The 17,181-nt window shown below is 38.1% G+C and carries 21 protein-coding genes; 14 read left to right on the plus strand and 7 right to left on the minus strand.

The window, feature by feature from the left end; genetic code table 11:
- Positions 1-302 precede the first annotated feature (302 nt).
- Complete coding sequence (locus CD004_RS09425; RefSeq protein WP_102262523.1) at positions 303-818, minus strand: hypothetical protein; 516 nt, start codon at positions 816-818, stop codon at positions 303-305.
- A gap of 436 nt (positions 819-1,254) precedes the next feature.
- On the opposite strand from CD004_RS09425, the gene CD004_RS09430 reads away from it, so the two are divergent.
- Positions 1,255-1,968 carry a hypothetical protein gene (locus CD004_RS09430; RefSeq protein ID WP_102262524.1) on the plus strand — a complete coding sequence of 238 codons (714 nt, stop codon included), beginning with the start codon at positions 1,255-1,257 and terminating at the stop codon, positions 1,966-1,968.
- Positions 1,969-2,132: 164 nt separating this feature from the next.
- Here CD004_RS09430 and CD004_RS09435 read toward each other — a convergent pair whose 3' ends face one another.
- Positions 2,133-2,900 carry a FixH family protein gene (locus tag CD004_RS09435; RefSeq protein WP_102262525.1) on the minus strand — a complete coding sequence of 256 codons (768 nt, stop codon included), beginning with the start codon at positions 2,898-2,900 and terminating at the stop codon, positions 2,133-2,135.
- A gap of 153 nt (positions 2,901-3,053) precedes the next feature.
- Between CD004_RS09435 and CD004_RS09440 the strand changes: the two genes are divergently transcribed.
- Positions 3,054-3,593, plus strand: coding sequence for a hypothetical protein (locus CD004_RS09440; protein ID WP_102262526.1), 540 nt, complete (start codon positions 3,054-3,056; stop codon positions 3,591-3,593).
- 94 nt (positions 3,594-3,687) lie between these two features.
- On the opposite strand, the gene CD004_RS09445 is transcribed toward CD004_RS09440, so the two are convergent.
- The 4 genes from CD004_RS09445 to CD004_RS09460 form a co-directional block, all read right to left on the minus strand.
- A complete protein-coding gene (locus tag CD004_RS09445; protein WP_102262527.1) occupies positions 3,688-3,933 on the minus strand; it encodes a DUF2164 domain-containing protein in 246 nt (81 codons plus the stop codon).
- 179 nt (positions 3,934-4,112) lie between these two features.
- Positions 4,113-5,051, minus strand: coding sequence for an endonuclease I family protein (locus CD004_RS09450; protein ID WP_102262528.1), 939 nt, complete (start codon positions 5,049-5,051; stop codon positions 4,113-4,115).
- 104 nt (positions 5,052-5,155) lie between these two features.
- Positions 5,156-5,923 (minus strand): PD-(D/E)XK nuclease family protein, encoded by a 768-nt coding sequence (locus tag CD004_RS09455; RefSeq protein WP_102262529.1) that lies wholly within the window; start codon positions 5,921-5,923, stop codon positions 5,156-5,158.
- Positions 5,924-5,943: 20 nt separating this feature from the next.
- Positions 5,944-6,990 carry an NAD(P)/FAD-dependent oxidoreductase gene (locus CD004_RS09460; protein ID WP_102262530.1) on the minus strand — a complete coding sequence of 349 codons (1,047 nt, stop codon included), beginning with the start codon at positions 6,988-6,990 and terminating at the stop codon, positions 5,944-5,946.
- A gap of 171 nt (positions 6,991-7,161) precedes the next feature.
- On the opposite strand from CD004_RS09460, the gene CD004_RS09465 reads away from it, so the two are divergent.
- From CD004_RS09465 to CD004_RS09485, 5 genes are all read left to right on the plus strand, one after another.
- The gene (locus CD004_RS09465; RefSeq protein WP_102262531.1) at positions 7,162-8,007 is read left to right on the plus strand and encodes an ABC transporter ATP-binding protein; all 846 of its coding nucleotides are present in this window, start codon (positions 7,162-7,164) and stop codon (positions 8,005-8,007) included.
- Positions 7,958-8,878 (plus strand): iron-hydroxamate ABC transporter substrate-binding protein, encoded by a 921-nt coding sequence (locus CD004_RS09470; protein ID WP_102262532.1) that lies wholly within the window; start codon positions 7,958-7,960, stop codon positions 8,876-8,878. Before CD004_RS09465 ends, CD004_RS09470 begins: the two co-directional genes overlap by 50 nt.
- 60 nt (positions 8,879-8,938) lie before the next feature.
- The gene (locus tag CD004_RS09475; RefSeq protein WP_102262533.1) at positions 8,939-9,946 is read left to right on the plus strand and encodes a FecCD family ABC transporter permease; all 1,008 of its coding nucleotides are present in this window, start codon (positions 8,939-8,941) and stop codon (positions 9,944-9,946) included.
- Entirely contained in the window at positions 9,943-10,950 is a 1,008-nt protein-coding gene (locus tag CD004_RS09480) for a FecCD family ABC transporter permease (RefSeq protein ID WP_102262534.1), read from the plus strand. The genes CD004_RS09475 and CD004_RS09480 overlap by 4 nt, the downstream gene beginning before the upstream one ends.
- A gap of 231 nt (positions 10,951-11,181) precedes the next feature.
- The gene (locus CD004_RS09485) at positions 11,182-11,628 is read left to right on the plus strand and encodes a DUF4367 domain-containing protein (protein WP_158651518.1); all 447 of its coding nucleotides are present in this window, start codon (positions 11,182-11,184) and stop codon (positions 11,626-11,628) included.
- An 86-nt stretch (positions 11,629-11,714) separates the two neighbouring features.
- Here the strand turns inward: CD004_RS09485 and CD004_RS09490 are convergent, their stop codons facing one another.
- On the minus strand, positions 11,715-12,125 hold the full coding sequence (locus CD004_RS09490; protein ID WP_102262536.1) for a hypothetical protein: 411 nt from the start codon (positions 12,123-12,125) through the stop codon (positions 11,715-11,717).
- 228 nt (positions 12,126-12,353) lie between these two features.
- On the opposite strand from CD004_RS09490, the gene CD004_RS09495 reads away from it, so the two are divergent.
- The 7 genes from CD004_RS09495 to CD004_RS09525 all read left to right on the plus strand — a co-directional run bounded on the left by CD004_RS09495 (position 12,354) and on the right by CD004_RS09525 (position 17,158).
- Positions 12,354-12,551 carry a hypothetical protein gene (locus CD004_RS09495; RefSeq protein ID WP_102262537.1) on the plus strand — a complete coding sequence of 66 codons (198 nt, stop codon included), beginning with the start codon at positions 12,354-12,356 and terminating at the stop codon, positions 12,549-12,551.
- A gap of 281 nt (positions 12,552-12,832) precedes the next feature.
- Entirely contained in the window at positions 12,833-13,318 is a 486-nt protein-coding gene (locus tag CD004_RS09500; protein ID WP_102262538.1) for a GNAT family N-acetyltransferase, read from the plus strand.
- Positions 13,319-13,426: 108 nt separating this feature from the next.
- Positions 13,427-13,711: a hypothetical protein gene (locus CD004_RS09505; RefSeq protein WP_102262539.1), complete on the plus strand. Its 285-nt coding sequence runs from the start codon at positions 13,427-13,429 to the stop codon at positions 13,709-13,711.
- A 639-nt stretch (positions 13,712-14,350) separates the two neighbouring features.
- Entirely contained in the window at positions 14,351-14,830 is a 480-nt protein-coding gene (locus CD004_RS09510; RefSeq protein WP_102262540.1) for a DUF4825 domain-containing protein, read from the plus strand.
- 151 nt (positions 14,831-14,981) lie between these two features.
- On the plus strand, positions 14,982-15,713 hold the full coding sequence (locus CD004_RS09515; RefSeq protein WP_233434978.1) for an alpha/beta fold hydrolase: 732 nt from the start codon (positions 14,982-14,984) through the stop codon (positions 15,711-15,713).
- 95 nt (positions 15,714-15,808) lie between these two features.
- Complete coding sequence (locus tag CD004_RS09520) at positions 15,809-16,648, plus strand: M48 family metalloprotease (protein WP_233434979.1); 840 nt, start codon at positions 15,809-15,811, stop codon at positions 16,646-16,648.
- Between the two features lie 126 nt (positions 16,649-16,774).
- Positions 16,775-17,158, plus strand: coding sequence for a hypothetical protein (locus CD004_RS09525; protein WP_102262541.1), 384 nt, complete (start codon positions 16,775-16,777; stop codon positions 17,156-17,158).
- The last annotated feature ends 23 nt before the right edge of the window (positions 17,159-17,181 follow it).

The raw sequence follows: 17,181 nt of genomic DNA on the forward strand, positions 1-17,181 counted from the left end.
AGGAAAAAAGTCGTTGGGTCTCCGCCAAGACCGATTTCATCAACAAAAGACCTCCATGCCTTATTGTCCCAGCCTGTTCATAAAATAGGACGGTTCCAAACAATGGAACCGTCCTGCTGATAGAAGGAGATCAAAAGGACTATTTGGTCAGCGACCGGCCATTGCCATAGTAGGTTATGGGTTAAAGGTGAAGAAGTAATTGGTCAATGTTCATTGGTTTGCCATTGGCCATCCCTAATCTACTATTAGATGGTAAAAAGTTCTCCCTCTATCCCTTGGAGGGGAGTCTCACCGCTCCAAGGTTAAAAATACTTTTCGCTGTCAAAATCCAGTTCAATGGTGTAGTTTTTGGCATTAATCAAATTGGAGAGCTTGTTAGCGTGCCGTTCAGCTTCCAAAGACTTAACACGGTATGTTTCAGGGTCAAAAGTTGCAACGCGGACCATCACCATCGTCTCGCTGTATGAGTAGGCTGTTTCCTCTTTGAGCGCCGAGCCGAATTCCTTCATCTTCCTGGCTTTTGCTCGCAGCTGTGTGGCAAGTTCGATTGCTTCAACAATCGTTAAAGATTCATTGTTAAAAGGAATCTCGTTGTCTATATTCGCACGATATACCAGTTTATCGAGCAAGCGGAAATCCTTTCGTACCTCATCCATCTCCTGCTCAACATCTGCAAGAGTCCTAGTTTGCTTGGGAATTTCACTTCCTTTTTCAATCGTAACAAAAGCGACCCGGTCCATTTCTTCTTCAAGCTCATGAATTCTTTTAGCCAATACACTTTTTAGTTTAACTGCCTCGGCAAGTGTTATCTTGTTCATGATCGAACCCCTCTTATATGTGGCTTTATTTTTAAAATATAACATAAGGAAAAACTTGGTACAATCATAAGTAAGAAGCAGTAAACTTGTTTTCACCAATTATAACATCCGATAAAAAACCGTTACTTCATCTTAAAGAAATGTTATGCGTATAGGAATCTGCGCAACTCTGAAACTAAAACTTCACCCAAACGTATTAGAGATTAAAAGACTAATACAAGGAGTTAACTAATGGGTTACTTTGAAAGAGTGAAAGAAATTCAGCAACTTCAATGGGAGTTATTTATTGATTATTGGTATTTGTATATGGGCCTTGTTTTACTGGGAATAGTCCTATTCTTATTATGGATTATTAAGAAATAGAAATATTGTATTAAAAGTTGAAGTTAAGTGCATAAGAACACGAATTAGGGAACACTTAAATGAGGTGTTTCCTATGAGAACTTATACCAGTTTGATAATAATATTCCTTATTATGATTAACCCTGCTATTGCAGGTGCAGACATTGATGGATATGAAATGGTTAGTGAGAATAATAAAGAAAATATAATCCTTTACGGTAAAAAAATGGATGGTTTATATAGGGCATTTAAAATGGATTTCAAAGGGAGAATTTACACAAGACCTTTTTGGAATAGCGAAACAAGTCCTGCATATGCTCCTCAAATTTTTTATTTAGACATCAACAAAGACCAAAAGGAAGAGCTAGTCGTTACCTTGACAACTGGGCATGGTACAGGTTTGTTATGGGAAGAAGTTCATGTTTTTAACACGCTAAATAATCGACTAAACGTAAACGAAGTGATTGTGGATAGTCCTTTGGCAATCATTTATAAGAACGTAAAAACAAAGTTATCTAATGAAGAAGCAGAAATCCATATAGGAGATATAGAGTACAAAGTCGATATAACCCCTTACGAAATCAAACCTGAAAACTTATTTGATGATATAGGTTTTGGGAGCATTATTGATTATGAAGTAATTAACAATCATCTTATGGTCAGAGTAAGCGGTCAAATAACACCTGCTTCGTTTGTCGGAGATATAATCATTACTTATGAATACCGTGATAAAATGTATCAAGCGAAAGCAATCGAATTTATAACTGATATTGATAAAAACCCCTTTTATGGTCCAGTGAAGGATTAGGTGATATTCAACTAACGTTTGCTCATGTCAAAGATGGGATAAAAAAAAGCTCATTCCTTAGAAATAGGAAATGAGCATTTTTTCCAACTTACCAAAGATCTCTGAATCTGGTGTTTCTGATTGCCTGTTAAATGGAACACACCTAGACTAATGAAAAGCGAGAATTATTCCGGACTTACTTCAATCGATTCTTCTGTATGGTAATGTATATTGCCTTTTTCTATATGAATTTTCACAGTGAAATGCCCTTTCGCAGGGAAGGTGTGATCAGCGGAATAAGTGCCAGGTGAAACTTCCTTCGCGTTGATGAACTGATGTTTAGTTTCGTTCGCTGCCCAGATTTCAAAACGGACATTCGCACCGGAAATAAGCTGTTCTTCCTGAGCAATCATAACTGTCAACTCAGCTGGTTGATTGCTTTTTATCGTTGAAGGAGCATGGAAATCAACCGTTACCTCGCTATTATGGTGATCGTTATGACCATGATCGGAATGGTTTTCATTTTCTCCGTCAGCAGTGTGACCGTGATTGGATTCGTCTCCCAGTACAATTACTTCTTTCTTTGGCATACTGTGCATCCGGTTTGCCGTCGTATGAGCGACGATGAAATAATTGCCGCCTTCGCTAAAGCTTTTCTTGATTGAATAGGTGCCGTCCTTCTCGTTGTGAGCTGGTATCATTTCATGGTCTTCCTGACCAGATTTCCAGATTTCAAATTTAACCTCATCTGCATCAGTGACTTTTTCCTCACCCTGAATTACTTCTGCTTTGATTGTAATTTCCCTATTCATCTCGATTTTTTCAGGAGTGATAATTGAGACTTCTAAAAGTTCGGGGACGTCCTCAAGAGCATCTTCCTTAGGTTCCGAACCAGCTGAACATGCTGTCAACAGCAGCATGACTGCAATAAAAAAGAACAATATTTTCTTCATAAATACTAAACTCCATTCGTCAATTTAATTTCTCAACAATATTAAGCTGTAAATGTGATAAATGTATGAAAATCTGCCGCGGAATAATTTATTTTTGTTGCGTGGTTTGGATAGATAATAATTATACGGGGAAATTAATTCAGGGTGATGTAGATGCACAAGAAGTTTTTCCATTTGTTTATTTTTAGTATCATATTATTTTGGATACATAGTGGAACAGCGAATGCGACCTATGATAAGCCAAGACCATTAGAAGAAATCTTTCCCGAAATAGGCTATAAAACGGTTGAAGATGCAGTGCAGGAATTCGAACATCATTTCAATAAAGATTTAAAGTTGCCTTTGAGAGTGCCACCTATAGACTTTACGCATCATTTTGGAAGGTTCAATGATTTAGAAGGGGAGATAAATGACTCTTTGGAAATCGAATTAATTAGTGATATGTCGGCTGAGCACCATTATAAAATTAATGTTCGACCTGCTAAGTATAAGATCCCACTGAAAGCTAAGAACGTAATTAAATTAAAGAATGGAAACGATGCTATTTATACAGATGTCTCAGGTTTTAACCTGTTGGTCTTTGAAAGAGATGGCTGGCAGTATATTCTGAGCATTGATAAAAGAGTATCAGAACAAGTGACTCCAGATGTATTTGTTGAAATAGCTAATTCAATTGGTGTTCAAGGTGAATAATCTTACTTATCAAACATCTACAAATAAAAACTTGAAAACATGTCAATTTTGATAGAAAAACCCGGCTCTCCATGATCCGGGTTTCTGGCATGTACTATTTCCTTATTGGCTGCTCCAATGTTAACATTTCCTCTTCCATAGAAGAATGTTGTTGATTTACAACTTGGATGGCATCTAATACGGCTGCGTTATAAAAGTGGGGTCCTAGTGATTCTTTAATGAAGTCAAGGACTCTTTCAGCTGCAAATTCCGAAATTTCTTCATCTCTTTCGTCTGCAAAAAACCTCTGGATATCAGATATCATTTCTTGCTGCTGCTCTTTTTTAAACTTATAAAACATAGCAGACCACTCCTCTCGAATTCATACAAGGAACACTTTATCTATAAATTTATCTAAATTACAGTCTTTATTTTTTTCTTTATTTATGTCAATTGAGACCGTGTAGCTACAGGGAACAATAGGGCAAAGAAAAATTGTATAAAAACAAAAGGCTGAACCATCACATGCTGGTTCAGCCTTTACCATGGAAATTCAATCTTCTCCGCTAATTCTGGAAAATCGATGAACGGGTTGCGATTTCCCTGGATATAGTAAATGGCTTGATTGCGGTGCTGTTCGTAGAGTGTGGGCGGGAATTCCTTGTTCCAGCGGACGAGCAGCGGGATATCGACTTTCTTTTTGAATTCGTTCTTTACTCTTTTAGGATATCTCAGGAAAAAATAAAGCATGGCCCGAGCGGAGGCTCCTTTACCGTGTTCAGGTTCAAACTCGAAGCCTGTGGTGACTCCGCAGTTATTCTGAATAGGCTCATCGTCACGTTCCGGATTGTAAAAATCAAAGTCGGCAAATGGGTAGTTGGAACGGGAGATGTTGCAATCCGGTTCGCAGACAAACAGGTGGTGGAGGTCACCTTTCATCGGTTCGGCACCTTCAAACCAGGACTGCGGAACAATATGTTCTGTGTTCATCTTGAAATGGTCCTCAAAAACCTTCAAATCCTTAATTGAATCAAATCCATTCACCTGGATCTTGCGTGATCGCCGCCTGAACTCATCGTATTTTTCCCTCAGTGTTTCGTTATCTTCAATCAACAGTGACTCAGGATTCTTCTTCTGGGAGGAATAGACACTCTTCGCAGAACCGTCCGGATATAAATCGACCCATGTATACAAATACAAATCCTTTGCCAGGAAGTAGGGCAGTTGATTCTTATGTGATTGGAACACGATTGTATGGAATTTGTAAAAGAGGGCCAGCCCCGATAGATCTAGCTTTTGCGCCCCCCGGTAATATTCCTTGATATCCAGCTCATCCTGGTCTGGATCATAATATAGCTGCTGATTACTCTGGATATTACGCCGGTTTTCCTTCAGGATCGTAAGCAGCTTTTTCAGATCAAGTGAATCGTACTTATGGTCCCAGCGGTTTTGTTGCCGTTGTTTTTTATACTTTGACATACCGGACTCCTCATTCTTGTCATGGTATCACTATTTTACCCTTTAACAGATTGTCCTTCAAAGACTTGGGAGGATAAAATGCTCGAATAAGGAGTTTTCAATTACTAATGCAAGTATCCAGATTTCTTCTCTTCAACTCTCGCTTCATTCTTGAAGTTGCAACCATCCTCGAATGCACATTGACTGCAATCCTTAGATGAACCGATAGTAGTATATTTCTGTGGCGTCCTGATACTGTCTTTGAGTTCATTAAAATATTTTCTGGCTAGCTGGACATCACTTTGTTCAGGATAAAATTCGAAATGGCTGCCATCAAGAAGGGTAATTACTTCGACCTTTTCGGGAAGCATTCCGAATGCTCTATTGGAAAAAAGGATGGTTAAATATGTATACAGTTTTACCATCGAATCGTCTGCATCCAGCAGATATTTTGAGACAGTGAAGCTACGTTCGTCCCAATTGCCAACCTCGAATTTTATCGAAACATTGATTTCCTCTATGGAAGTTTGAAATTGATCATACAAGAAGAGTGGAGAGCTATCGACTTTTCTTTTCCCCAGCGCCTGTAGCAAATGATCCGTAATTTTTGCGAGAATTGTATAGTAATGAGCTTTATCCTGAAATAAATGGAGAGGGATCTGGTCCCAATACTGATGGATCAATCTTAAAGCTGCAATCTTGCTTCTTGCGTTGGGTGGCAGGCTATAGAATTGATGGACAATAAGATTAACAGAATTTTGTACTGCCTGGCGCCAGCTATACTCACTTAACTTCTTGCCGATCACGAACCGGTGATAAAACTTGTATGGGCACTGCAGGAATGTTTCTAGATGGTAGTCAGCCAGCATTTTACCAGTTTGCTTTTCTCGCAAGAGCATTCCCTCCTTAAAAATCAATTGATCAATTGAAGAATCATTTCCTTGTTTCTCTCTGAAAATACTTTGTTGTGGGATGAGACCATTGCAGCTTCTGAAGCTGTAGGTTCGATGAACTGTTTTGCTTTATTGACTGCGTTTGCAGCATCATGGAAGGTCCCCGCAATCAAATTCAATTTTCCTTCATGCTTTAAAATATCCCCTGCTGCAAATAAACCTGGCACGGAGGTTTCGCTTGTTGCTGTTCCATCAATGTAAAAATCATCAATCAACTTAGGGTCAAGTTCACTGTTTTGCAGCAAGGACGCGTCCTGATCAAAACCGTGATTGACGAGAACGTCGTCAACAGCAAGAGAAAGGACCTCATCTGTATTCTGATTGGTAATTTCGACTTTGGCGATAGATGTCCGACTTTCGTCTGCAATTAAGTTGGTAATGCTCGAATGAAACAAACATTCCACAGAGCTGTTCATTAGCTGTGTGACTTGAGATTCATGGCCAGAGAAGCAGTCTCTCCTGTGGACAAGATAGATTTTTCTTGCAACAGGTTCGAGCGCGTTCGCCCAATCAATCGCAGAATTGCCGCCTCCCGAGATGACAACCGTCCGATTCTTGAAATATTTGAGAGAATTGACCATATAGTGAAGGTTCGACACCTCGAATTTTTCCGCACCCTCAAGTTTTAGTTTCTGAGGCTTTAAGATTCCGCTTCCAATCGCAACGATGACAGATTTCGAATAATGAATCTCTCCCGAAGCTCCTTTTAGTAAAAATAAATTCTGATCCTTGCTGATGGATTCAATTTTTTCATTCAACACAACCTCTGGACTGAAGGTCAGTGCCTGTTTCTTTAACTGTTTGATTAAATTCGCGCCTGTAATAGGGCCAACACCGCCCACGTCCCAGATTACTTTTTCAGGATAGACATGAATCTTTCCGCCAAGATCAGGCTGAGCTTCAATGATCTTGGTCTTCATTTCCCGCAGGCCGGCATAAAAGGCAGAATATAGTCCAGCTGGACCACCACCGATAATCGTAATGTCGTAGATTTCTTTGTTATCCAATGGAAACACTCCTCGAATTTTTTAAAATGTATACGCTAATAAAATGATGAAAAATAAAATTTTCACAAATCTGTCATTGACTGAAATAAATAATAGCTTTATAGTATTCATTGTAAACGATATTGATAATCATTATCAATGAGAAAATGAAAAACTTTGGAGGAATGACGAATGGTCCGCTTATACACAGACCAATTGAACGTCGGATACGGGGAAAAAACAATCGTGAATAACCTGACCTTAGAAATCCCCGATCAGCAAGTCACGATTATCATTGGGCCAAATGGCTGCGGCAAATCGACTTTGCTAAAATCGATGTCACGAATCATTCCCCATCAGTCTGGCTCGATTTACCTGGATGGTTCGAGTATCTCTAATGAAGATACGAAAAGCCTGGCGCGAAAGATGGCCATTCTTCCACAAACACCTGAAAGTGCAGCCGGCCTGACGGTAGGGGAATTGGTGTCGTATGGACGCTTTCCTTATCAAAAGGGATTTGGGAGGCTGACCAAAAAGGATATGGAAGTCATTAATTGGGCTCTTGAAGTGACAGGAACGGCAAGTTATAAATACGAGGCCGTCGATTCCTTGTCCGGCGGGCAGAGACAGCGTGTATGGATCGCACTTGCTCTCGCGCAGGAAACAGAAATGATATTCCTTGATGAACCAACGACCTATCTGGACATGGCACATCAGCTTGAGATTCTCGAGCTGTTGCAAAAGTTGAACAGGGAGCAAGGCCGAACGATTGTTATGGTGCTCCATGATCTGAACCATGCAGCCAGGTTTGCCGATCATCTTATCGCCCTAAAGGCTGGAAGAATTGTAAAAACAGGAACAAGTGAAGAGGTTATCAACAAGCTCGTCCTCAGGGAAGTTTTTCAAATTGACGCTGAAATCGGGAGAGATCCACGTACAAATAAACCGATTTGCATCACGTACAACTTACTAAAAGGAGAAGAAGAAAATGAAGAAATTACTTATGCCATTCCTGCTTATGCTGGTGCTCGTTCTTAGTGCTTGCGGTGGTGGAGAGACCACTGAAAAATCAAAAGAAGAAAAGAAAGAAGATACACCTGAAACGGTCACCTATCAATCTGAAAATGGAGCTGTAGAAGTCCCTGCTAATCCTGAAAGAGTCATTGTCCTTTCTTCTTTTGCCGGTAATGTAATGGCACTAGATGTGAACATGGTCGGTGTTGATGCATGGTCGAAAATGAATCCGCGTTTTGAAAAATTGAAGGACGTTGAAGAAGTGACAGATGAAAACCTGGAGAAGATTATTGAATTAAATCCAGACTTGATTATTGGTCTATCTAATATTAAAAATGTCGATAAACTGAATGAAATTGCGCCGACTGTGACCTTTACATACGGAAAGCTCGGTTATCTGGAGCAGCACCTGGAAATCGGCAAGGTTCTAAATAAAGAAAAAGAAGCTCAAGAGTGGATTAATAACTTCAAGGCAGACTCTAAAGCGGCTGGCGAAGAAATCAAAGCGAAAATTGGTTCAGAAGCAACCGTTTCTGTTATCGAAAACTTCGACAAGGAACTATACGTATTTGGCGACAATTGGGCAAGGGGTACGGAAATCCTTTATCAGGAAATGGGATTGAATATGCCTGAAAAAGTGAAGGAAGCAGCTCTAGAACCTGGGTACTATGCGATTTCCCCTGAAGTATTGTCTGAATATGCTGGTGATTATGTCGTGTTCAGTAAGAATGCAGAGGGAGATACATCCTTCCAACAAACTGAGACTTATAAAAATATCCCTGCAGTAAAGAATAACCGTGTATTTGAAGTGAATGCGAAGGAATTCTATTTCAATGATCCTCTAACACTTGAATATCAGCTGGAATTCTTTAAGAAATCATTTCTAGAACAATAACAACTAGCAGGAGGAATTCTTAGGGATTCCTCTTCTTGCTATCAGAAAGATGAGATGCATATGATCAACCAAAACAGCTCGCTCTCCATTTTTGCCAGGTTTGTTGCCGGTATCCTCATTCTGGCTGCAAGCTTCATGACGGCCATGATCTTTGGAGCAGCAGATACGACCGTCAAGGAGATCTGGCTTGCGATTGCTTCAAACGTTAAAACAGATACAATAACCATGATCAGGGAAATCAGGCTCCCGAGGGAGGTTGCGGCAATTTTCGTGGGTGCTGCCCTTTCTGTTGCTGGTGCGATTATGCAAGGCTTGACGAGAAACCCACTCGCTGACCCCGGATTGCTTGGTTTGACGGCTGGAGCAAATGCAGCACTGGCGCTGATTATGGCGCTAAGCCCGACGGCCGGTTATCTCGCAATCACATTTGCATGTTTTATCGGAGCAGCTGTCGGCGTCGTCCTCGTTTTTGGGATTGGTACCTTGAAGAAGGGCGGATTCTCCCCATTGCGAATCGTCCTGGCTGGGGCCGCGGTCTCCGCCTTTTTGTTCGCGGTAGCCGAGGGAATCGGTCTGTATTTTAAAATCTCAAAAGATGTTTCGATGTGGACAGCAGGGGGCCTGATGGGAACATCATGGACTCAGTTGAAAATCATTGTTCCATTCATCCTGATTGGAATGCTGATTGCTTTTTACTTATCAAGGCAATTGACGATTTTGAGCTTGAGCGAAGAAGTAGCAGTAGGACTTGGCCAGAAGACAAACCTTATTAAATTGATATTATTCATTGTTATTGTTTTACTGGCAGGGTCTTCGGTTGCGCTAGTTGGGAACATGGCCTTTATCGGGCTGATGGTCCCGCATATCGTCAGGATGATCGTCGGTACCGATTATCGATTCGTTTTGCCGATGTCAGCCTTATTCGGGGCGTCGTTCATGCTGATTGCAGATACGCTCGGGCGAACGATCAACGCTCCCTATGAAACACCGATTTATGCGATTATTTCGATGCTCGGACTGCCGTTCTTCCTGTTCATTGTCCGCAAAGGAGGGAAGAGCTTCACATGATACATCCGTCTATTATCAAAAAGCAAAGGTTTATTGTGTTGACCTTGTCTATTTTAATTATGATAACGATCCTAATCAGTCTGGGATTGGGCTATTCCTCTGTATCGTATAATCGGATCTTACCGACGATATTCGGAAATGGCACGTTCAAAGAAGAGTTTGTTTTGTTTTCAATCAGGATGCCGCGAATCATCGTGACACTTCTAGCCGGGATGGCGCTGGCACTTTCTGGAGCAATACTGCAGGGACTAACGAGAAATGATTTGGCTGACCCGGGGATCATCGGGATAAACTCTGGAGCCGGATTAGGAATTGCCGTGTTCTTTCTCTTTTTCCCAATCGATGCCTCTTCGTTTGCGTACATGCTTCCACTGGTTGCCTTCGGTGGTGCACTGGTGACAGCGATCCTGATTTATTTGTTTTCCTATAAAAAAGGGATTGGGCTTCAGCCTGTGAGACTGATTCTTGTCGGTATCGGTTTTTCGATGGCACTGTCCGGTGCGATGATTGTCATCATTTCAGCAGCAGAAAGGCAAAAAGTCGATTTCATCGCCCGCTGGCTTGCCGGCAATATCTGGGGAACAGACTGGCCGTTTATACTGGCACTCCTGCCATGGCTGCTGATCCTGGTTCCGTTTACGCTTTATAAAGCCAATCGCCTAAACCTTCTGAACTTAAGCGATCCTGTCGCGATTGGTGTCGGAGTATCGATTGAAAAAGAAAGAATCGTCCTGCTTTTGACAGCTGTTGCATTAGCTGCTTCGGCTGTGTCGGTTACAGGCGGGATTGCTTTCGTCGGATTGATGGCACCGCATCTTGCAAAAGCACTGATTGGTCCAAGAAACCAATTATTCCTGCCAATCGCGGTGTTGATCGGCGGCTGGCTCTTATTGTTCGCAGATACAATCGGCCGCAATCTCCTTGAACCAGAAGGTATCCCGGCAGGAATCATGACTGCATTAATTGGTGCACCGTACTTCGTGTATTTGCTTTTAAAAAAATAGATGGCTAAGACCTGTGAAATCTCAGGGATAAGGGCGTGGAGACTAGACTTTCCACGCCCATATGCGTATTTACGAGAGGTGTTGGAGGGGAGAATCATTCGACAATTATTTCTAAGTAGATTGTTCTTCGTCTGTTATCCGGACAAGCGCATTGAACGTTAATGATCTTGAATGAACTGAAACCTTTTTATAAATGAAAACGTAGTTAATTTATATGGAAGGAGAATGTTCATGAGAAGGGTATTATCTTTGTTATTTTTATTAGTTCCCTTGATCTTATTGGGATGCAATCAAAAAGAGGAAAGGTTTGACCATGCGGCACTAAAAGAAGAATTGAAAGAGGAAGGGATCGCCCCTAAGCTTCCGACGAAATTTCCACTGACCATAGAAGGGTACGAACATGTTATTCCTCCTCACGAAACAAATATACACGAGGTGACATTCAAAGGGGAAGATGGAGGAATGAAGTTTTCATTGACGATCCAACCACCCCCGGTTGAATACATCAATGTTGAGGGAGAGGAAGTTACAGTTAACGGAAACAAAGGTTTCTATGTAGAGGGACCTGGATCCTCAATTCATTGGACAGATGGCGATTATCATTACATCTTAACATCCTATTCAGACGAAAATGAGACCAAGGAAAAAATGATTGAAATTGCAGAGTCCTTTCAGTAAAAAAAGGTTGGCCGTTGATTCCTATTGATTAACGGCCTATTTGTTGAATTCGTTATTAAACATCCGGAGGTTAATTGAACAAGCAATTAATCTTCATCGCCTAAGAGTTTATAAATTTTTTTTGAGTCACTTTCGGAAAGAAAAGTGTTTTTTTCAAGGTTATTGATTTGTACCCTTATATTATTGTCAGGAGATAGTATCCATATAGAATACTTATTGTTTATCATAAAATCTGGATAAGTACTTTTGCTGTTATTGTTTCGCCATCTTGCATTACTTAAGACTTTAAAGAAAATATCAACTTTTTCTTTGTCAGTTATTTCTCTGATTTGCTGATATTCTTCCTTATTTTTATTAGTAAGTTCTTTAATAACCAGACTTTCTTCAGAATCAAACTCAATTCTTTCGACTTCACCCTGTGAACTAACTTCCTCTTTGCAACCACCTATTAAAATAACTGTTAACAATAAAATGAGTGTAATAAGTCTTTTTCTCATTGAACTACCCTCCCAGACTATTTTTGCTTTTTATAATTTGAAGATTATTCAACTTTATTTTAGCATATTCCAGTAAATTCCTTCTATTAAGCTAGGGGAGCTGATAAATTTAGAACTGAAGGGTACGTGAGTTTAAATCCTTTTATTACAATAATTGGTTAGTTTATATAAATCGCTATTAATTATGGTATAATATGGATATAAAAAGGGGATTGAGGTGATGTTATTATGAAAAATAATCCTAAGCTTTCATTAACTTTATCTTTAATTGTATTAGCAGGACTACCAGTTATTTTTCTAATAACTTCTCTGCTGACTGGAGAGTGGAATTATTTATTATACAGCATAATTCCTTCTATTTTTGCTGGCCTTACGGGTCTTATGATAAGTGTTCAACAGTTAAAAAAGAAGCAGCGAATTCAATAGAAGCAATTTACAAGCATTGATCCAGCGAAGGATTAGTGCTTTTCTTATTATGCGAACGAAGCAGGTTAACAGACAGTTTAGTAGTTAAATATCCTTGGAGCCTACAAGTTAAGAATGAAATTGCCATCGTGTATTCAGTCCGTATCCAATCCCCTGAAGTTAAGTGTACGTTGATCCGAGATGGAACTTTCCATATTGACGAAAAAAGTAGAGTTGAAGAAGGAGTTTATACTTTTTAGTTTAATTATTTTCTACAGACCTATTAAAAGTGAGGGCTTTATATGAATATTACTATTCGTAATATGCAGTACGTAGATACAAAACAAGTTCAAAGTATAGCGAAAACAACTTGGAATGCAACATATGAGGGCATAATTCCCTTAGAAGTACAAAATAATTTCTTAAAAGCAAATTACAGTGATGAAAGTATGATACAACGTATAGAACGTTCTATTGTTTATGTTGCAGAAGTTGAGGGGAAAGTTGTCGGTTTTGCAAACTATTCCAAAGTAAGGGATGGGGGAAAGGTCGAATTGGCAGCTATCTATCTTCATCCAGAATTCCAAGGTAAAGGGATAGGTACTGCTTTGATACAACAAGCGGTTAGAGATTTAAAAGGTATAATAGAAATTTATATAAACGTCGAAAAAGATAATAAGATTGGCATGAACTTTTATGAAGCTAAAGGGTTCGAAATAGTTAAAGAGTCTGATTCAGAGTTCGATGGACATATCTTAAAACAAGTACGAATGGTAAAAAAAGTTTGATTATTCAGCTAGCGGGTTGGTGGAATCCTTATAGAGGTTCTTTGTTGTTAGTGAGAAAGTAAATGACTTTCAGAAGAAAGTAAAGGGGACTTCAAAGGAGTCTAAATTATGAAATTACCAATATGGTTCTTACTTAGTTTAAGTGGAATTTGTCTTTTACAATGGACTTTAGGATATTGGATTGAATTAATTACAAATAATGCAAGAGATGCATTTTTAATAATTATTGCTATTTCGTTTATTGTATATCCTGTATTCATAATCTTTTCAATAATTTCCCTTGTGAAAAATAAAGCCTTATCAAGAATAAGTAAAAAGATAGCTGTTACCTTACTGCTTTTTGGTTTTATTACTAATCCAGCAGTTTTCCAAGCATTGAGGGAAGTTCTTTAGCTATTAATTCTAAGGTCCACTAATCAGAATATTTTGTTAATGTGCTAAATTCTTCATCGGAAATATTCCAATGCTTGTAAGAAATCACACTTTGTTTAAAGAAAGTAGTTGTGCTGTTCAAGTCAGAATAGATAAAGATTGATTAATAGGGAGATAGAAGATGAAAAGGAAAAAAAGAAACAGAGGTGGCTTTTTTAAAGATTCCCTAATCGAGATAGTCGGTGAAGTCGTTTGGAACCTATTAATGTTTATACCAAGAATGATAATTCGCTTAATAAGTAACATTTGGTGAAGCGGTTCGTCAAACTTGAACTATGAGGGTGACAGTAAATAGAATAATCGATTTTATACAAACGGATGCGTTGGTCCAGGTAGAACTATACCGCCCTTTTTGTTGAAAGTCATTTTGAAAAACAAACCAGAAGAGTTAATCAAGAGTGAGTGGCTCGTTATTTGGTTTGAGGATAAAGAAAAAAGTGACAGATTATGAAATTAAAAAAGATTAACAAATGGCAGAACCTTTAGGGAAGTAAAGAGCTAACCAAGCGGGATCGTGCGATAAAACTGAAACGTATTTAGTTACTGAGCGTAATTATAAATAGAAAATATTAATTATACAGGGGACAAGGTGGTCTTTAAATGAAGGTTACTTTTCAGGTTATCATCTTTTTACTAACCATATTGATTAGTGGCTGCTCAGCAGTTAAAAAAAATGAGGATTTATATCAATATCAAGGCTCTTATGTAGGAGACAATAATTCAGTAGGAAAAGTACTAAATCGATTGGCATATAATGATGAATTGACAAGCTTTGAACTTAAAACAAAGGCAGCTCCTTATGGAATTGTTTTAAATTATACCAACATTGAAAAAGTAGAGGAGGACTTAAATTTAAAAGAAACTGCAATCCATAATGCTACCTTCATATTTGCACTAATTAAAAATATAGATTGGATTACCTTTAAGTTTGACGATAATGAATATAATGTTTCTCGAGAAAAATTATTAAAATGGTACAGAACAAACTTTAGTGAATATAAAAGTGAGGAAGAATTAAGGAACTTTATTCAAGAAAACATAAATGACAATAGTAAAGTAGAAGGATATTTTAAACAATAAAGATTTAATCGGTTTGCGTTGATCCAAGGATGGATTAACGCTTTTTTTGTGGAATTCCTTATAAAATAAACGAAGCTGTTTAGTGGAAGAAGGAATTTAGAATATCTAGGAAGAATATCAACAATATAACATTGCTACAAGGGTGATATTGGTGGTTGAAAAGTACATTAAAATGGAAAATGGCAATCTATGGACAGATAAAAGAGGGCAGGGAGTTCCAGTTATTTTAATAAGTGGTGGACCTGGCTCTTGCAACTATTTGGAACCTTTATCAAATCTTATTGAAGATATTTGTGAAGTTATTATGTTTGATCCTAAAGGTTGTGGCCGCTCAAGTTATGATGGGAATGGGTACGATTTAGAAGATTGTCTTCAAGACATTGAAAACATTCGGGAAGGGTACGGCCTAAAAAACTGGGTAGTAATTGGTCACTCTTGGGGAGCTGATTTAGGATTGGCTTATTCCCTTTTATATCCAAATTCTATATTAGGCTATGTTTCAATTTCAGGAACTGGAATCCAAAATGATAGGGATTGGAAGGATACTTATAATCGGAACAAAGTAGAAATTGATGAATTGAAACCGGATTTTGATTATGAGGCTAATAAGATTGTTCACCGTTCTCTTATTGATTCTTGGAGAGAATTTATAAAAAAACCATTATTGTTAAAAGAAATCTCACAGATTGACTTACCTTCACTTTTTATTTATGCCGAGAATGATATTCGTCCTTCTTGGTCAATTAAACAAGTCTCAAACCTTATTTCTAATTCTAGATATATCGAAATTGAAGGAGCAGAACATTATATTTGGCTAAACAAAAAGAAAGAATTAGGTGAAGTCTTAAAACCTTTTATTAAGAACACAGGGAGTTTAGTTTAAGAAAAACTAAAATCATAATGGTAAAATTAACTTAAATAGCCTAAGTATTAATTGAAGATAGCTATGACAATTGATTAATCAATAGGAGGATTTTTTTGAAAATAATTGATACTGTACCGTATTTTTTGGATAACTATCAACCTTCTATAAATTTCTTACGGAACTACTATATGAAGTTTCCAGGGATTTTCAAAGAGTATTTTTCATATCATTGTAAAGATACTGAAGAAAGACATATTCAGTCATTAAAAAGGTATCCTCAAGTCTTAACTTCCATTAAGTTAATCCACAACGAAATTGTCACCATTATAAAAGAAGTAGAACAAAATTACGTGGGTATGTATCAAGTAAATTATCCTATTGATATAAATTTAATTGTCGGTGGTTTTGGTTCTAATGCCTATTCACACAAACAAATAATACCTAATATAACTTTTGCGTTAGAAAAATTATCGCCAGTAAGTAGCCATTTGCAGGCCATTATTGCACACGAATTAGGACACGTTACTCATAATATTATTTCAGATAAAGCGGGAAATGACTGGTCGACAGTGGAGTGGAATAGTCCTCTTATCTGGCTATTCCAAGAAGGGGCGGCTACACATTTTTCAAGGAAAACATCGCCTGGATTGCCCCCTTGCGTATATTTTTCATTTGATGATAATGGTGATAAATGGTTAGAATTTGCATCATCGCACAAAAAGGAGATTCAACTTGAGTTTGCAAAAGATCTTGTAAAAAGTAACCCTCAGGAAATTTTCCGTGAGTGGTTTTCCATTAATGGCGGCAAAACTTTTGGTTTTCCTCGATTGGCATACTTTTTGGGCGATTTATTATTTCATGAAAGAGTTTTACAAGTAGGAGAAATGAACACCATTGTAGCTTGGAAAGATCACAATTTTGAAGAAGTCGTTAATAGTTGGTTGAACTATTAAACAGCACTTATAGATTCTAAGGAATATTAACAATTGTGAAACAATCTACTTAAACAAACGATGCAGTTTAGTAGAAGAACGGATATATAAAATAGCTTGGTTTAAACCCAAAAAGGGGGTACTTAGATGAAAAAGGGTGGATTTATACTAGGTATAGCAATAGTTATTTTAGCTGTGTTCATATTTGTAAATAAATTATACTATCCCTCTCTTCCAATAGAGAATTTATCAGCAAAAGAAGCGATTGATATACTAAAAGAATCGGAAAGTAAAATAGCAGAAATTGCAGTAGAAGGCGATTCTATTTGGTATATCACAAGTAGTGAGAACAAAGGTATATCCATTGCTGATGAAAATATAAAACATATGATTGGTTCAAATGGATGGGAATTTAAAGAAAAAGATGGTGCTGGTCTGTTCTTTGCAAAAGACGGAAGGAGATTAATTGCCACCACACAAATGTGGACTGGAAATTATGTTCTCGTTAAAATTCCAAGAAATTTTAAATAATATTTAGAGGTTTCTTATTAGGC

Origin of the sequence: Mesobacillus jeotgali (genome assembly GCF_002874535.1) — a bacterium.
Taxonomy (GTDB): domain Bacteria; phylum Bacillota; class Bacilli; order Bacillales; family Cytobacillaceae; genus Mesobacillus; species Mesobacillus jeotgali.

Coding starts and splice junctions, on each gene's coding strand:
- CD004_RS09475 (WP_102262533.1), top strand. CDS start 8,939: ATGATCAACCAAAACAGCTCGCTCTCCATTTTTGCCAGGTTTGTTGCC.
- CD004_RS09445 (WP_102262527.1), bottom strand. CDS start 3,933: ATGTTTTATAAGTTTAAAAAAGAGCAGCAGCAAGAAATGATATCTGAT.
- CD004_RS09495 (WP_102262537.1), top strand. CDS start 12,354: ATGAAAAATAATCCTAAGCTTTCATTAACTTTATCTTTAATTGTATTA.
- CD004_RS09425 (WP_102262523.1), bottom strand. CDS start 818: ATGAACAAGATAACACTTGCCGAGGCAGTTAAACTAAAAAGTGTATTG.
- CD004_RS09470 (WP_102262532.1), top strand. CDS start 7,958: ATGAAGAAATTACTTATGCCATTCCTGCTTATGCTGGTGCTCGTTCTT.
- CD004_RS09505 (WP_102262539.1), top strand. CDS start 13,427: ATGAAATTACCAATATGGTTCTTACTTAGTTTAAGTGGAATTTGTCTT.
- CD004_RS09450 (WP_102262528.1), bottom strand. CDS start 5,051: ATGTCAAAGTATAAAAAACAACGGCAACAAAACCGCTGGGACCATAAG.
- CD004_RS09490 (WP_102262536.1), bottom strand. CDS start 12,125: ATGAGAAAAAGACTTATTACACTCATTTTATTGTTAACAGTTATTTTA.
- CD004_RS09480 (WP_102262534.1), top strand. CDS start 9,943: ATGATACATCCGTCTATTATCAAAAAGCAAAGGTTTATTGTGTTGACC.
- CD004_RS09440 (WP_102262526.1), top strand. CDS start 3,054: ATGCACAAGAAGTTTTTCCATTTGTTTATTTTTAGTATCATATTATTT.
- CD004_RS09500 (WP_102262538.1), top strand. CDS start 12,833: ATGAATATTACTATTCGTAATATGCAGTACGTAGATACAAAACAAGTT.
- CD004_RS09525 (WP_102262541.1), top strand. CDS start 16,775: ATGAAAAAGGGTGGATTTATACTAGGTATAGCAATAGTTATTTTAGCT.
- CD004_RS09485 (WP_158651518.1), top strand. CDS start 11,182: ATGAGAAGGGTATTATCTTTGTTATTTTTATTAGTTCCCTTGATCTTA.
- CD004_RS09465 (WP_102262531.1), top strand. CDS start 7,162: ATGGTCCGCTTATACACAGACCAATTGAACGTCGGATACGGGGAAAAA.
- CD004_RS09510 (WP_102262540.1), top strand. CDS start 14,351: ATGAAGGTTACTTTTCAGGTTATCATCTTTTTACTAACCATATTGATT.
- CD004_RS09430 (WP_102262524.1), top strand. CDS start 1,255: ATGAGAACTTATACCAGTTTGATAATAATATTCCTTATTATGATTAAC.
- CD004_RS09435 (WP_102262525.1), bottom strand. CDS start 2,900: ATGAAGAAAATATTGTTCTTTTTTATTGCAGTCATGCTGCTGTTGACA.